The organism is Halobellus sp., assembly GCF_042218505.1.
Taxonomy (GTDB): Archaea; Halobacteriota; Halobacteria; order Halobacteriales; family Haloferacaceae; genus Haloquadratum.
The window spans coordinates 26,079-40,405 of sequence record NZ_JBDGQZ010000031.1 but is presented as its reverse complement, the minus strand read 5'-3'; the positions used below and the strand labels follow the sequence as shown (position 1 = coordinate 40,405).

The 14,327-nt window shown below is 64.8% G+C and carries 15 protein-coding genes; 6 read left to right on the top strand and 9 right to left on the bottom strand.

What is annotated here, in order from left to right:
• Positions 1-21: 21 nt before the first annotated feature.
• Positions 22-1,023: a hypothetical protein gene (locus tag ABEI27_RS09595; protein WP_375799182.1), complete on the bottom strand. Its 1,002-nt coding sequence runs from the start codon at positions 1,021-1,023 to the stop codon at positions 22-24.
• Positions 1,024-1,143: 120 nt separating this feature from the next.
• Here ABEI27_RS09595 and aroC point away from each other — a divergent pair, with 120 nt between their 5' ends.
• The 6 genes from aroC to ABEI27_RS09565 all read left to right on the top strand — a co-directional run bounded on the left by aroC (position 1,144) and on the right by ABEI27_RS09565 (position 9,410).
• Positions 1,144-2,295: a chorismate synthase gene (gene aroC, locus ABEI27_RS09590; protein WP_375799181.1), complete on the top strand. Its 1,152-nt coding sequence runs from the start codon at positions 1,144-1,146 to the stop codon at positions 2,293-2,295.
• Between the two features lie 210 nt (positions 2,296-2,505).
• Positions 2,506-4,401 carry a 2-oxoacid:acceptor oxidoreductase subunit alpha gene (locus tag ABEI27_RS09585; RefSeq protein WP_375799180.1) on the top strand — a complete coding sequence of 632 codons (1,896 nt, stop codon included), beginning with the start codon at positions 2,506-2,508 and terminating at the stop codon, positions 4,399-4,401.
• A gap of 2 nt (positions 4,402-4,403) precedes the next feature.
• Positions 4,404-5,339 carry a thiamine pyrophosphate-dependent enzyme gene (locus ABEI27_RS09580; protein ID WP_375799179.1) on the top strand — a complete coding sequence of 312 codons (936 nt, stop codon included), beginning with the start codon at positions 4,404-4,406 and terminating at the stop codon, positions 5,337-5,339.
• Between the two features lie 159 nt (positions 5,340-5,498).
• Complete coding sequence (gene lrpA1, locus ABEI27_RS09575; RefSeq protein ID WP_375799178.1) at positions 5,499-5,927, top strand: HTH-type transcriptional regulator LrpA1; 429 nt, start codon at positions 5,499-5,501, stop codon at positions 5,925-5,927.
• Between the two features lie 223 nt (positions 5,928-6,150).
• Complete coding sequence (locus ABEI27_RS09570; protein WP_375799177.1) at positions 6,151-7,443, top strand: DNA polymerase IV; 1,293 nt, start codon at positions 6,151-6,153, stop codon at positions 7,441-7,443.
• Positions 7,444-7,532: 89 nt separating this feature from the next.
• Positions 7,533-9,410 (top strand): helicase HerA domain-containing protein, encoded by a 1,878-nt coding sequence (locus tag ABEI27_RS09565; RefSeq protein WP_375799176.1) that lies wholly within the window; start codon positions 7,533-7,535, stop codon positions 9,408-9,410.
• Positions 9,411-9,423: 13 nt separating this feature from the next.
• Here ABEI27_RS09565 and ABEI27_RS09560 read toward each other — a convergent pair whose 3' ends face one another.
• The 8 genes from ABEI27_RS09560 to hisC all read right to left on the bottom strand — a co-directional run bounded on the left by ABEI27_RS09560 (position 9,424) and on the right by hisC (position 14,241).
• On the bottom strand, positions 9,424-10,179 hold the full coding sequence (locus tag ABEI27_RS09560) for a DICT sensory domain-containing protein (RefSeq protein WP_375799175.1): 756 nt from the start codon (positions 10,177-10,179) through the stop codon (positions 9,424-9,426).
• A gap of 56 nt (positions 10,180-10,235) precedes the next feature.
• On the bottom strand, positions 10,236-10,880 hold the full coding sequence (gene tpiA / locus ABEI27_RS09555) for a triose-phosphate isomerase (protein WP_375799174.1): 645 nt from the start codon (positions 10,878-10,880) through the stop codon (positions 10,236-10,238).
• A gap of 48 nt (positions 10,881-10,928) precedes the next feature.
• Positions 10,929-11,471, bottom strand: coding sequence for a multiprotein bridging factor aMBF1 (locus ABEI27_RS09550; protein ID WP_375799173.1), 543 nt, complete (start codon positions 11,469-11,471; stop codon positions 10,929-10,931).
• 87 nt (positions 11,472-11,558) lie between these two features.
• Positions 11,559-11,720: a hypothetical protein gene (locus ABEI27_RS09545; RefSeq protein WP_375799172.1), complete on the bottom strand. Its 162-nt coding sequence runs from the start codon at positions 11,718-11,720 to the stop codon at positions 11,559-11,561.
• Positions 11,720-11,944, bottom strand: a complete 225-nt coding sequence (locus tag ABEI27_RS09540) for a zinc ribbon domain-containing protein (RefSeq protein WP_375799171.1) — start codon at positions 11,942-11,944, stop codon at positions 11,720-11,722. The genes ABEI27_RS09545 and ABEI27_RS09540 overlap by 1 nt, the downstream gene beginning before the upstream one ends.
• A gap of 48 nt (positions 11,945-11,992) precedes the next feature.
• Positions 11,993-12,613 carry a CDP-alcohol phosphatidyltransferase family protein gene (locus tag ABEI27_RS09535; RefSeq protein WP_375799170.1) on the bottom strand — a complete coding sequence of 207 codons (621 nt, stop codon included), beginning with the start codon at positions 12,611-12,613 and terminating at the stop codon, positions 11,993-11,995.
• Between the two features lie 6 nt (positions 12,614-12,619).
• A complete protein-coding gene (locus ABEI27_RS09530) occupies positions 12,620-13,147 on the bottom strand; it encodes an adenylate kinase family protein (RefSeq protein ID WP_375799169.1) in 528 nt (175 codons plus the stop codon).
• Positions 13,144-14,241 carry a histidinol-phosphate transaminase gene (hisC, locus tag ABEI27_RS09525; RefSeq protein WP_375799168.1) on the bottom strand — a complete coding sequence of 366 codons (1,098 nt, stop codon included), beginning with the start codon at positions 14,239-14,241 and terminating at the stop codon, positions 13,144-13,146. Before hisC ends, ABEI27_RS09530 begins: the two co-directional genes overlap by 4 nt.
• Positions 14,242-14,327: the final 86 nt, after the last annotated feature.

The window sequence follows — 14,327 nt, the reverse complement described above, 5'->3', positions numbered from 1 at the left end:
GCGGTGGGGGCGTCCGTCGCCTCAGTCGGTCGTCTCTTCTGCTTCGTCGTCCCACCGCCGTTCGACCGACGTTTCGGGATCGAGGTCGGCGACGAAGCGCATCGTCGCGAAGTTCGCTCCGAGCCCGATGACGGCACCGCCGAGAACGCCGACCGGAACCCCGACGATCGGGACGTTCACGACGAACCCGGTCGCGAAGGGGGAGACGAGAAAAACGAAGAGTGCGAATCCGACCGCATACGAGACGTACGGACCGCCGTCCATCGCGAGCGCGTAGGATCGGCGGGCAGCGTCGATGGGGCCGTCGCCCCGGAGCACGACCAGATACGGGGTCGCATAGAAGAGGTAGCCAGCGACCAGGAACCCGAGTAGGGCCGGGATGGCGAGGACGAGCGCTACCGCACCGATAGAGCCGGTGAGTGATCCGAGTCCGAAGATGCCGAGCGCGAACGGGAGTACCGTGAGGAACGGCACGGCGATCAAGACGAGAAAGGGCACGAAGTACTGGCGGCTGTGTTCGAAGAACCGTCGGGACTCGTCGTCGAGTGCGGCACGGAGGCTTCCGAAGTAGCCGGCAGTGACCGCAGCCTGCACGACCACCAGCACCGGCGCGGTCACGACCGCGAACGGCAGCATCTCGATCGGTTGTCCGGCGTACACCGCGACACCGGAGTTTGGGACGCTCACGAACTGCCAGACGGTGATAACCGAAAGCGGCAGCCCGAGGTTGAATCCCAGATGCCCGCCATCGAACGAGGCAATCGCGACGATTTTGTCGGTCCGGAGGAGCGCAAGCAGGACCGGAACGAGCGCAAGTGCGAGGTGTTCGCTGGCGCGGTCCATCCCCGCGGAGATCCGGGTTACGAAGTCGGGCATCGGACGGATCTCCGCAGGTGCGCCGAGGTCGGTTGGAGCGCTCCGGCAATACCACTGGAGGACGTGCTCCCGGAGCGAGACGACGCGGAAGTCGCCTCCGGGAGCGAGTCGCTGGAGGGGACCATCTGCGTGTCCCCCTTCGAACACATCCGGACATAAAACCCCGACCCGTCGCGCGGCGCAGCCACGGTGTATCGACCCAATTCGAAGACCCCCGAACGGCGCGTACTGCAACGTATATATGGACGGAACCACGACGGCGTGATAATGAACGGTAACCGATTCGGCCGGCTCTTTCAAGTCACCACGTACGGGGAGAGTCACGGCGACGCGATGGGCGTGACCGTTTCGGGCTGTCCGGCTGGGCTCGAACTCGACGAGGAGGACGTCCAGGCGGAACTGGACCGACGAAAGCCGGGGCAGTCGATGATCACGACCTCCCGGGGCGAACCCGACGCTGTCTCGATCAACTCCGGGATCCAGGACGGCTACACCACTGGCACGCCGATCGGGATGGTCATCGAGAACAAAGACGCCCGATCGGGCAAGTACGAACCGTACGTCACGGCCCCGCGCCCGAGCCACGGCGACTTCACCTACTCGGCGAAGTTCGGAACGCGCAACTGGGGCGGCGGCGGGCGATCTTCGGCCCGAGAGACGGTGAACTGGGTCGCTGCGGGCGCAATCGCGAAGAAGATCCTCGAGACCGAAGACGTGCGGGTAAAAGCGCACGTGAACCAGATCGGCGACATCGAGGCGCCCGAAGTGACCTTCGACCAGATGGTCGAACACACCGAAGAGAACGAGGTCCGGTGTGCGCACCCCGAGACGGCCGAGCAGATGCGCGACCGCATCGACCAGTACCAGACTGAGGGCGACTCGATCGGCGGGTCGATCTACTTCGAGGCACGCGGCGTCCCGCGCGGACTCGGCGCGCCGCGGTTCGATTCGTTCCCCGCCCGACTGGGACAGGCGATGCTGTCGATTCCGGCGACGACGGGCTTCGAGTTCGGCCTCGGCAAGAACGCTCGGGAGTGGACCGGATCGGATCGCAACGAGGACTGGGAGTTCGACGCGGAGGGCAACCCCGTTCCCGAGGGCAACACCCACGGCGGGCTTCAGGGCGGCATCACCACCGGACAACCGATCTACGGCGAGGCCACCTGGCACGCTCCGACATCGATCCCGAAACAGCAGAAGACGGTCGACTGGGAGAGCGGCGAGGAGAAGGACATCCAGGTCGTCGGTCGTCACGACCCCGTGTTGCCGCCGCGGGCGGTCCCGGTGGTCGAGGCGATGCTGAACCTCACGATTCTCGACTTTATGCTGCTCGGTGGCCGGATCAACCCCGACCGCCTCGACGACCGCCCCGGCGAGTACGATACGGAGTATCACCCATCGAGCCCCGACAACGAGTGACGAGATAGCAGTCGTTCCGACGAAGCAGTTGCAGCGTGTGTTTTCAAAATCCGTATAGTTGGGTATACATCCAATAATAAGACGCAAATCGTGTATATCACTTGCATATTAGGTCTATCATTATCTTTCCTTGGTAACGTATAGCAAAGGCTTTAATCGACTCGTAGCGAAAGTGTTTGGTAGTGGCCCACGCGGGCCGTGTGCTCAGATATGACTGACGACGAACTCATCTGGCGAATCGCGGGAGGTTCCGGAGACGGAATCGCCTCGACGAGCCAGAACTTCGCAAAGGCCCTGATGCGAGCGGGCCTACACGTATTCACGCATCGTCACTACCCGTCGCGCATCCGTGGTGGCCACACGTACACGGAGGTCCGCGTCTCCGCGGACCCTGTACGGTCACGCGGCGACGGCTACAATTTCCTCCTCTCGTTGGGCGACTCCTTCGCGCGCAATCCCCAGGAGAACGCCTACTACGGCAACGAGGAGGTCAAACCGCTGGCTGAGAACCTCGACGAACTGAACGAAGGCGGCGTCATCGTCTACGACTCGGGACTGCTGGACACCGACGACGTCCCGAACTTCGACGAGCGCGTCGAGGCGAACGACTGGCACGTCTACGATATCGACCTCCGGACCATCGCCCGCGATCACGGCCGGGAAGTGATGCGCAACACCGCCGGTGTGGCGGTCACCTGCGCCATCGCCGACATCGAACCCCAGGTGATCAAGAGCCTGATGGAGGACGCGATGCCGGAGAAGATCTTCGACCCGAATATGTCGGTCTTCGACGACGCCTACGAGACCGTCAAAGAGGAGTACGACGCCGACGCGCCCGGCATCACGGTGCCTGAGGGCGAGCACGACGAGGAACAGGTCCTCATCTCGGGATCAGACGCGATCGCCTACGGCGCGCTCGACGAGGGCTGTCGGTTCATCGCAGGGTATCCGATGACCCCGTGGACCGAAGTCTTCACGATTATGTCGCAGAACCTCCCCGAGGTCGGCGGCATCTCCGAACAGGTCGAAGACGAGATCGCCGCGGCCGCGCTCGCACTCGGTGCGTCCCACGCGGGCGTCAAGGCGATGTCGGGATCCTCCGGTGGCGGTTTCGCACTGATGTCAGAGCCGCTCGGACTCGCCGAGATGACCGAGACACCGGTCGTCCTGGTCGAGGCGATGCGTGCCGGCCCGTCCACTGGGATGCCGACCAAGCCCGAACAGGCGGATCTTGAACACGTCCTGTACACGTCTCAGGGCGACTCCCACCGGGTCGTCTTCGCGCCCGCCGGCGCCGAGGAGGCGTACAAGCAGACCCGCCGAGCGTTCCAGATCGCCTACGAGTATCAGATCCCGTCCATCGTGCTCTACGATCAGAAGAACGGCGGCGAACTGCAGAACGTCCCGGCCAGCGTGTTCGACGAGGAACCGAACCCCGACCTGGGATCGGTCGTCACCGAGGCTGAGCTCGCCGACGCCCCCCACGACTCCTCCGGAAAGTACAATCGCTTCCAACACGATGTCAGCGACGGCGTCAGCCCGCGGTCCATCCCCGGCCAGGAGGGCGGTCGCTACCTCGCGACTGGGAACGAACATATGCCCGCCGGCCACATCTCCGAGGACCCCGACAACCGCGTCAATCAGGTCGATCGTCGGATGGAGAAGATGGAGGCCATCCGGGCCGACCTCGACACCGACGAGGACACGAACGCGCACTACGGGCCCGCGGACGCTCAGTACGGGATTATGACGTTCGGGTCCCAGCAGGGGACGGCCGAGGAGGCCGTCGACCAACTCAACGAACGGGGCCACTCGGTGAAGTCCCTCGGCGTCTCCGAACTCGCTCCCTACCCGGTCGAGGAAGTGACCGCGTTCATCGAAAGCGTCGACGAGGTGCTCGTCGTCGAGATGAACGCCTCCGCGCAGTTCCGCGGCCTAACTCAGAAGGAACTCGGTCGCTTCGGCGGGAAGCTCTCGAGCCTCCTGAAGTACAACGGCAACCCATTCGAGCCCGGCGAGATCGTCGATGGGTTCGTCACCAGCATCGTCGAGGACGGGACGCTGCCCGGCCACGAGACCAAGTTCGTCCCTGCAGCGAGTGATTGATAATGAGTGCATTCAGTGCAATCGGCGAAGACGTCGAACGCGATCGTAACGAGTACACCCCCGGCCTCGAACCACAGCCGACGTGGTGCCCGGGTTGTGGCGACTTCGGGGTCCTGAAAGCCCTGAAGGGCGCTGCGGCCGAACTGGGCCTCTCCCCCGAGGAGATGCTCGTCTCGACGGGCATCGGCTGTTCGGGGAAACTGAACAGTTACTTCGACAGTTACGGATTCCACACGATCCACGGACGCTCGCTCCCGATCGCCCGAGCCGCAAAACTGTCGAATCCCGGCCTCACGGTCGTCGCCGCCGGCGGCGACGGCGACGGCTACGGCATCGGTGGTAACCACTTTATGCATACGGCCCGTGAGAACCACGACATCACTTACATCGTGTTCAACAACGAGATCTTCGGGCTGACGAAGGGGCAGACGTCGCCGACGTCGCCGAAGGGCCACAAGTCGAAGACCCAACCGCACGGGTCGGCGAAAGATCCGATCCGGCCGCTGTCGATGTCGCTGAACGCCGGCGCGTCGTACATCGCCCGGACGGCCGCCGTGAACCCGAACCAGGCCAAGGACATCATCGTCGAGGCAATCGAACACGACGGGTTCTCCCACGTCGACTTCCTCACGCAGTGTCCGACCTGGAACAAGGACGCCAAGCAGTACGTCCCCTACATCGACGTCAACGACTCCGAGGACTACGAGTTCGACAGGACCAGTCGGTCTGAGGCCTCCGAGATGATGTTCGAGACGGAGAACGCGCTCCACGAGGGCACCGTTCTCACGGGCCGCTACTACGTCGACGACCGCCCGTCCTACCAGCAGGAGAAACAGCGCATCGGCGAGATCCCCGACGAACCGCTCGCCGAGCGTTACTTCGACGACGACCACGAGTGGGAGCGCGTCTACGACACGTTCCTCGACAAGCACAAGTGACGATCGGTTGACGACGATCGCGGGACGCCGTGGCGGTACCGCCGGGGAACCACCCGGGACCGACACTCTCGGCTCCGCCCGTGGCCCGATCGTTTCGTCGGCGGTAGGTCGCTTTGTTTATTCGGAAGGTATTTTTTCCATCAAGCAAAAGATACAGGTATGGAAACAACCTCGACGGAAGGGCGCATCCTCAACGTGCTCGAAGAGGACGCCCAGGCGTCGTACTCGGAGATCGCAGACCAAGCGGACGTCTCGAAGCCGACTGTCCGGAAGTACATCCGCAAGATGGAACAGGAGGGGATCATCGTCGGATACTCGGCCGACGTGGATCCAAAGAAGCTTTCGGAGACGTCGATCGCGCTGGTGGGTCTCGACGTCGCCTCGGAGTGTTACGTCGAAGTCACGCGCGAACTCAAAAATCTCGAGGCTATCGAGTCGCTCTACACCTCCTCGGGCGACCATATGCTGATGGCCGAGGTCCGGGCCCCAGACGGCGACGCGCTCGGCGATGTGATCTCCGAAACGTTGCTCGGCATCGAGGGTATCACGGCCGCCCACCCGTCGTTCCTGCAGGAACGCCTGAAGTAACGAACAATCGCGGTACCACGTCGAGGTATCTGGTCTCTTCGTCGTCCCTGTCCCGGTCAGTCGATATTCCAGATCCACTTTCGCTCCGGTTTGCGAACGCTATAGTGCTCCCTCCTCAATGTTCGAGTATCCAGACGCGTGATGACCGCACGGACAAGACATCGATGCCTGCCGCGGGACGGACCCGTCGTCTCGTCTCCCGGCGAGAGCAACCCAGCGGACGATGAGCGGTGAGACCCTCCCGGGGGTGGAGGCGGAGCCGTCCTCGCGGATCGTCCTCCACGTGGATATGGACTGCTTTTATGCCTCCTGTGAGCGGTTGCGAGAGCCCGAACTCCGTAATAACCCTGTCGTCGTGGGGATGGGGTACGAGGCCGGCGAAACGTTCGGCGCGGTCGCAACCGCGAGTTACGAGGCTCGCGACTACGGGGTCGAGAGCGCACAACCCATCTCACAGGCGCTCGAACGGCTGCCGCGCGCGGCCGAGGACGCTACGGACGAAACGCCGACAGACGCAGCCGACGACGCCGTCGGCTACTACCGGCCCGTCGATCTCGACTGCTACCGCTCGGTCGCGGCGTCGGTCAAAGAGATCCTCCACGAGTCGGCCGATGTCGTCAGAGAGGTAAGCATCGACGAAGCGTACCTGGACGTGACCGGCCGGACAGCGTGGGAACGCGCCCCCGACGGCGAACGAACGCTGGCCGAGGGGTACGCGAGACACGTGAAACAGCGAATCGCGCGCGAGGTCGGCGTGCCCGCCAGCGTCGGCGTCGCGCCGAATATGTCGACGGCGAAGGTCGCCTCCGATCACGACAAGCCCGACGGACTCGTCGTCGTCGAACCCGGAAACGTCACCGCGTTTCTCGATCCGCTGCCGGTCGAGGCTGTCCACGGCATCGGGCCGGTCACCGCCGACCGGTTGAGTTCGATGGGAATCGAGACGGCGGGCGACCTCGCGGACGCCGACCCGACCGAACTCCGCTCGGCGTTCGGCTCCCGCGGGCCGGAACTACGGGACCGAGCCCGGGGCATCGACGACCGCGAAGTCACGCCCACGGGTCGGCCGAAGAGCCTCTCGCGGGAGTCAGCGTTCGCCGAAGCCACGGTCGATCAGGCCGAGAAACGCGAACAGGTCAGCGCACTCGCCTCGGACGTCGCTGCACGGGCGCGAAATCGCGGCGCGACCTACCGGACGATCGGGATCAAGGTGGTCGTCCCGCCGTACGACGTCACCACTCGCGAGCAGTCACTCTCCGGACCGGTCGACGAACCGGACCTCGTCGAACGCGTCGCCCTCGATCTGCTCTCCGAGTTCGCAGACGACCCGGCGCGCAAGGTCGGCGTCCGCGTGTCGAACCTTTCGTTCGCGGACGGCGAGCAGGCGAAACTCGACGGCTGGGAGGGTGAAACGGCCGTCGAGGGCGACGATCACGACCGCAAGGGTCACGACAGCGAGCGGCCCGACACCGGGGGCGGACAGGCGTCGCTGGATCAGTTTGATCCCGGTGAGTGAGCCGACTCCCAGAACCGGCATCAGACGCGCGTCAGACGCCCGTCCTCTCGGGGAAGGAACTATGTCGCGCGAGGGCGAGCGTCCGAGCAATGACCGAGGAGACGGAGACGATCGCCGTCGCGAACGTGCGCGAGGGGCCGGGCGGCGACGGAACCCACGAACCGGGCGCGTCAGTCGACCTGCCCGTCGTCGACATCCTGACCGGCCGGGGGTTCATCACGGGCAAGTCCGGGTCGGGCAAGTCGAACACCGCCTCGGTGGTGATCGAGAACCTACTCTCGAACAACTTCCCGGTCCTGATCGTCGACACCGACGGCGAGTATTACGGCCTGAAAGAACAGTTCGAACTGCTGCACGCCGGCGCGGACGAGGAGTGCGACATCGTCGTCAGTCCCGAACACGCCGAGAAACTCGCGAATCTCGCCCTGGAACAGAACGTCCCGATCATCCTGGACGTCTCCGGCTACCTCGACGACGACGAGGCACAGGAACTGCTCACTGCCGTCGCGCGGCACCTCTTCGCAAAGGAGAAGAAACTGAAAAAGCCCTTCGTGATGCTCGTCGAGGAGTGCCACGAGTACATCCCCGAAGGCGGCGGGATGACCGAAGCGGGGAAGATGCTCATCAAAATCGGCAAGCGCGGTCGCAAACACGGACTCGGAATCGTGGGCATCTCACAGCGCCCGGCCGACGTGAAGAAGGACTTCATCACGCAGTGCGACTGGCTCGTCTGGCACCGTCTCACTTGGAACAACGACACGAAAGTCGTCGGCCGGATCCTCGGCTCTGAGTACGCCGACGCCATCGAGGAGATGGACGACGGTGAGGCGTTCCTCGTCACTGACTGGTCGGAGTCGCTTCGACGGGTGAGATTCCACAAGAAGCAGACGTTCGACGCCGGGGCGACGCCCGGACTGGAGGACTTCGAGCGCCCGGACCTGAAGTCCGTCGACGGTGATCTCGTCTCCGAACTGCAGGACATCTCTGACGAGAAAGCACGTCGCGAGAGCGAGATCGCCGACCTCAAACAGGAACTCGAAAAGAAAGACCAACGCATCCGACAACTCGAACGCGAACTCGAAGAGGCGCAGGACCTCTCACAGATGGCCGATCAGTTCGCGCAGGCGATGTTCCAGACCGCCGAGTCACCCTACCGCGGTGGCGAAACCCGGAACCTGAACCGCTCCGAAGAACAGCAGGCGGCACTCGATCAGTACGACGGCGACGTGCCGGTCGAAGGGTCCGCCGAGCACCCTCCGGACGGCGCTACGACGGCGGACGAAGCCGCCGATGCGGACGATGGAGACGCCGACGCGGACCCGGATCCGGATGCGGTCACCGCCGCGGCCGCAGGCGCGTATCCCGGGCTCGACGTCGGAAACGACGTGGGGCTACTCGATAGCGGAACGGCCGACCTCGCCCCGGAGCGCGCGCACGAACACACTGCTGGACTGACTGGCCGCGAGGACGTCGTCGAACGACTGCGGAAGGTCGTCGCGTCGCTTCCGCCGGCCTCACGGCGGATGCTTGCGTTCTACCGCGAAATCGACGCCTGCGACCCCGTCGACGCGCACGTCGCCGCCGGCGAGGTCGGAGACAAGCAACTCGCGTACAGCCGGAACGGGCCGCTCCGGCGCGCCGGCTTCGTCGAACACGTCGGCCGCGGACGCTACGCCTACGCGCTCCCGAACCTCGTCCGCTCGGAGTTCGCCGATCGGCTCTCGGAGGCGGAACTCCGGGAGGTCGTCGCCGCGGTCGAATCGGCGTTCCGACCGGAGCTATCGACCTCGAACGACGACGACTCTGAAGACGACAGCGTCGAGGGTGCGGACACAGCCGGCAGCGACGGAGCCGGAGAGACTGACGACGTTCCGAGGATGGATCGAGACGGTCGTGCGGCGGGTGCAGACCCGACCGGGGACTCCGGGGCAGAGCGGGACACGGGCCCGAGCGTCGCAGAGGACTGACCGCGCTCGGAACTCACAGCCGCCGTTCGATGTACCCGTTGAGCCGATCGATCATCGACTTCCGGAACGTCCAGAAGCCGACCCACTCGTTCGGATCTTCTTCGAGAGCCAACAGCGCGGTGTGGCTGTCGCTCCTGTCTGGCGGCGAAAACACGACGAACCACGACTCCCGGAAGTCCTGCCCGTAGCCCGCGTGGATCGTGATGTCCATCTCCGGTGATGGCTCCCATCCCGGAGTCCCATAGACGTGCACGTCGACGTCCGTCTGGTCCACTCGCGTGTAGACCTCGTTCGTGCCCAACTCGTCTTCGATCCGTCCGAGGTTCTGAAAGGAGGTCCGGAGCGTCCCCGCACCCTCCTCCCAGGCCGTCCGTTCAATGTACCGCGAGATGAGGATCAAGAGCAACTTCTCGGAGTTCGATTCCGGATACCCCTGGAGATAGAACGGAATCTCGTCGAGGCCTCGCAGCGCCGACGGGAGTTCGATCTCTTCGATGCCGCGCGTCCCGGTGATGAAGAGATCGGAGTTGACGAACAGAATCGAATTCTGAAGATCCCTGAGCGGCGAACTCGCAATGACGTCGTCGCCCTCGACGACGAGTACTTGATCGTCTTCGCCCTCCGGGAGTTCCAGTTCGTCGACGTCGACTGACTGTCCGTCGAATATCCCTTCGAGCATCTGCTGGACCGGATCGGGAGCCGTTCTGTTGATAACGACCAGCGAGCGGTCCGGGTGCTCTGCATCGTCGAGGAACTGTCTGAGGGTCATGACTATGCGCGACGAACGAGAGCCGAGGACATCGACGAAATCGATGTAGCCATACTTCAGAGCGGTTCGACGAGCGACTCAAGCGCCGCGCGAGGGTCGTCGGCCTTCGCGACGCCGGAGGCGAGGAGGATTCCCGTCGCCCCCAGTTCGCCCGCGGTGGCGACGTCCTCGCCGGAGGAGATTCCCGCGCCGCAGTAGACTGCGACGTCGTCGTCGACGGCGGCCGCAGCCTCGACGGCGTCTTCGACGATCCCCGGGTCGGCGGTTGCAACGGAGACGTCGCCGCCGATGAGTTCCGGTGGCTCGACAGCGACGCCGTCGGGGCCGAGCGCGGCTACCGCACCGATTTGTGCGGGATTGTTCGCACAGACGCACGTTTCGAGACCGGCCCGCGCGGCGGCCTGAACGGCCCCGTCGATGTCGGCGAGTCGGAGCCGTCTCTCGGAGTGGTTGACGAGTGTTCCCTGCGCGCCGGCGTCGGCGACGGCCGCAGCGAGGGTGCTGCCCGTGTGGCTGCCGTGACCGTTCGGATCGACGTGTTGGGCCCACGTCTCGACGCCTGTCTCGGCGACGCGGGAGAGATCTGCAGCCTGCGGCGAAACGGCGACCCGGACTCCCGATTCGTCAGCGACGTCGCGCGCGGCCGTCGCTACTTCGATCGGATCACAGGGGTACGCCTTGAGGTTGACAAGGATGAACATAGGTGCCGGTGTGCGCTACTAGCCAAAATAGGTTCCTCTCTGCACCGGTCAGTCTTTCCGCTTTACCACGTCGCCAAGCGTCGTCGTCGTCGAGGAGCCGCCGGACCACTCGCTGTCCTCACCGTCGTCGCCCTCGACGAGCGAAATCTCGAGGTTACGTTCGAGTTTCTTTCGGACGTCGTCTGAGGGGAGGATGTCGCCGCGTTCGAGTTTTCGAATCAAACTCGCCTTTTCGTTGAGCGAGTTCGCGAGGTCCTCCTGACTCAGGCCACGGTCCTCGCGGGCCTCACGAATGCGCTGGTCGTAGTCGCCGGCAATCTCGTCCATATCGTCGAACATATCGCGGCGTCGAGTCGATCCGCCGGAGCCGCCGGCGGTGCTGCCGCCTGACGAACTGCTCGAGGAGCCGCTCGATCCGCTCGTTCCGGACGAACTCGACGTCGAGTACTTCGTCGACTGGGAGGCACTCGACTCAGTGCGGACCTCGGTGCCGAACTCTTTACAATCATCACATAATTCGAGCTCGGCCCCCTCGACCTTCACCGTCGTCAGCGACGGCTGCTCACTGCCGCACATCTCGCACTGGGGCATAGTTCCCCGTAGTCGAGGGTACGGTATAAAGCACACGCCGCGGGACGTGGCGATGCCGAGGGGTCACGCGGAGCGGTGGGTCGCGCCTCAGTGTCGGTCGTCGCCAGTATCGCGCCGCGCCGCCCGCTCCGCATCCGTCCTGTTCATCGTCTGCCGCTGGTCGTGCTCGCTCCGGACGAGGCCGTAGAGGACCAGCGGCGCGCCGATCCCGAACAGCAAGGCGACGAGCGCGAACGCGGCCCCGGTCATCACCCGAGGAAGACGTCGACGATGTCGCTACTGCCCGAGGTGGTGTCGCGGTACAGTTCGGAGTAGCCGCAGTTCGCGCACGAGACGACTTTGAAACTGTTCGTCTGAATGTCGAACAGCTTCGAGAAGCCGCCGCCGGTCGTCGAGATCTTCCCGACGTCAGTCTCTTCGTGGCCGCACTTCGGACAGCCGCGGTCGGTGGTGGAGGATGGTGTGGGGACCATACACCGGCCTCCTGTCGCAACCCTAATGGGCTTTGTCCCGCTCGGCGGTCAGCCCAGGTCCGACCACGCACCCCAGAAGCGCTGGAGCGCCGTGAGGTGGCCGACGACGGCGAAGAAGACCAGCAGCCAGCCCACGATCGATACTCCGAGGACGCCGAGGGCCGGGCCGGGAACGACGCGGCCCAGGGCCGTGAGCACGGTGGCGACGCCGATGATCGCCAGTCGGTCCGCCCGGCCGACGAGGCCGCCGTACTCCCGGCCGAGGCCGACCGCCTGAATCTGGGTTCCGAGATACGACGTCATCAACACGCCCGTGACCGCGGCCAGGCCCAGTCCGTAGGCGTCGGTTCCGGCCGCGAGACCGACGAGCATCGAGATGTCGGCGTACCGATCGAGCACGTGATCGAGCAGGTCCCCACCGTCGCTATCGACCCCCTGGGCCCGCGCGAGAGCGCCGTCGACGAGGTCGAGCCATCCATTCACAAAGACGAACAGCGCGCCGAGAACGTACCACGTCGGTGTCGCGAGGTAGAACGCGCCTCCGGCCGCGACGGCAAATCCGAACGCGACGACGCTGACGCCGTCGGGGCTCAATCCGAGTCGATCCGCGGCCGAGACGAACGGCGCGAGCAGCCGATCCGCGAACTCACGGTACTGGTCGAGCGTCATCGTCGATTAAACGGACTCGATGAAGTCGACGACGCCCACGCGGGGCGGAATCTCGCTTTCGACGGCCGCAGCCACGTCGTCGGCGACGGCCTCGGGAGAGCGATCCGTAGTGTTGATTTCCCAGATCGAATCTTCGCCGTGCCGTTCGACTGCTTCGGCGAGAATCACGTCGAGCGCCTCGCTCTCTGCGTTTTCCGCCACCGACGCCTCCGACTCGCCGCGGTCGCGCAGCCGTGGTTTCAGTTCCTCGGGATGACAGCGGAGGATGACGACGTTGTCGACGTCCAGCAGGTGCGAGAGGTGCGAGTCGATGAGCGACTTCCCGTCGTCGGACTGCGCCTCCTGCACCCACGACCCGACGGCGTCGAGGTCAACCACGAGCGAGTCGCGCTCGACATCCCGCTCTGCGAAGAGGTCCGCCTCGCGGATCGCGTCGTTGAGATGGAGTACGTCGAGGCCGAGTCGCTGCTCGACGAGGTCAGCGACGGTCGTCTTCCCCGTCCCCGGCGTCCCCGTGAGCGCGATCTGTGTCACGGTTCGGCCGCCTCCACCCCGATGTCGGCGACGACCTCGTTGATGACTTCGACGGCCCGGCGCGTTCCCTCACGGGTCCCGCAAGAGACTCGAATGCACTCTGGAAGTCCGAAACTGGACGTGTCGCGGACGATGACGCCGCGCTTTTGCGCCGCGCTGGCGACCGCGCTCGCGTCCCCGACCTCACAGAGGACGAAGTTACCGCCCGAGGGCCACGTCGGCACGTCGAGGTGCTCGTGATAGTGCTCTCGGGCCCAGCGAGCGGTCTCGATGGAGCGCTCGAGGTGGTCGTCGTCGTCGAGTGCGGCCAGTGCGGCCCGACAAGCGAGTTCGTTCGCAGCGAACGGCGTGTTCACCCGCGCGTACGCATCGGCCCACGCCGTGGGAACGGCAGCATAGCCGATTCGGAGTCCGGCGAGGCCGTAAGCCTTCGAGAAGGTGCGGAGCACCGCGACGTTGTCGTACTCGTCGAGGAGTTCGATGGCCGACGGCGCGTCGTAGTACTCACCGTAAGCCTCGTCGACGGCGACGAGCGTCTGGTCGTGGACGCCCTCCGCGAGCGTCCGGATCTCCTCGGTTTCGAGGACCGATCCCGTCGGGTTGTGCGGCGTCGTCACGTAGACGATCCGCTCACCGTCGTACGACGAGAGGACGTGTTCGGCGCTCTGTTCGAAGTCGTCCTCCTTCGAGACCGGATACGTGGTCGTCTCGCCGTGGTGATAGCGCGCCGACATCGGATAGTACGAAAACCCCGGATCCGGGACGAGCATCTCGTCGCCGGGATCGAGAAACGCCCGCGAGAGGTAATCGATCCCGCCGTCGGCACCGGCGCTCACCCACACCTGTGTGTCGTCGAGCCCCCAGTACTGAGCGATCCGTGCAGTGAGATCGGTGTGGGAGGCCTTCGGGTAGACGTTCACATCAGATGCAGCGTTCTCGACAGCAGCGATAGCGGCCGGGCTCGGGCCGTGGGGGTTCTCGTTCGACGAGAGCTTCGTCAGCTCCTCGGGGTCCATCCCGAGATCGCGAGCCACCTCCTTGGCCCCCCGCCCGGGTACGTATGCCTTGTGTGCGGAGAGATCCCTCGGTTGCATATTCGTACGGAGTCGCCGGCGGGTCTTGAAGGGTGCGTCTCGGACTTCGGCCGCCGGCCCGCTCGATCCGCTGTGCTCCCGAGACT

Coding starts and splice junctions, on each gene's coding strand:
- aroC (WP_375799181.1), top strand. CDS start 1,144: ATGAACGGTAACCGATTCGGCCGGCTCTTTCAAGTCACCACGTACGGG.
- ABEI27_RS09585 (WP_375799180.1), top strand. CDS start 2,506: ATGACTGACGACGAACTCATCTGGCGAATCGCGGGAGGTTCCGGAGAC.
- ABEI27_RS09580 (WP_375799179.1), top strand. CDS start 4,404: ATGAGTGCATTCAGTGCAATCGGCGAAGACGTCGAACGCGATCGTAAC.
- lrpA1 (WP_375799178.1), top strand. CDS start 5,499: ATGGAAACAACCTCGACGGAAGGGCGCATCCTCAACGTGCTCGAAGAG.
- ABEI27_RS09570 (WP_375799177.1), top strand. CDS start 6,151: ATGAGCGGTGAGACCCTCCCGGGGGTGGAGGCGGAGCCGTCCTCGCGG.
- ABEI27_RS09565 (WP_375799176.1), top strand. CDS start 7,533: ATGACCGAGGAGACGGAGACGATCGCCGTCGCGAACGTGCGCGAGGGG.
- ABEI27_RS09560 (WP_375799175.1), bottom strand. CDS start 10,179: ATGACCCTCAGACAGTTCCTCGACGATGCAGAGCACCCGGACCGCTCG.
- tpiA (WP_375799174.1), bottom strand. CDS start 10,880: ATGTTCATCCTTGTCAACCTCAAGGCGTACCCCTGTGATCCGATCGAA.
- ABEI27_RS09550 (WP_375799173.1), bottom strand. CDS start 11,471: ATGCCCCAGTGCGAGATGTGCGGCAGTGAGCAGCCGTCGCTGACGACG.
- ABEI27_RS09545 (WP_375799172.1), bottom strand. CDS start 11,720: ATGACCGGGGCCGCGTTCGCGCTCGTCGCCTTGCTGTTCGGGATCGGC.
- ABEI27_RS09540 (WP_375799171.1), bottom strand. CDS start 11,944: ATGGTCCCCACACCATCCTCCACCACCGACCGCGGCTGTCCGAAGTGC.
- ABEI27_RS09535 (WP_375799170.1), bottom strand. CDS start 12,613: ATGACGCTCGACCAGTACCGTGAGTTCGCGGATCGGCTGCTCGCGCCG.
- hisC (WP_375799168.1), bottom strand. CDS start 14,241: ATGCAACCGAGGGATCTCTCCGCACACAAGGCATACGTACCCGGGCGG.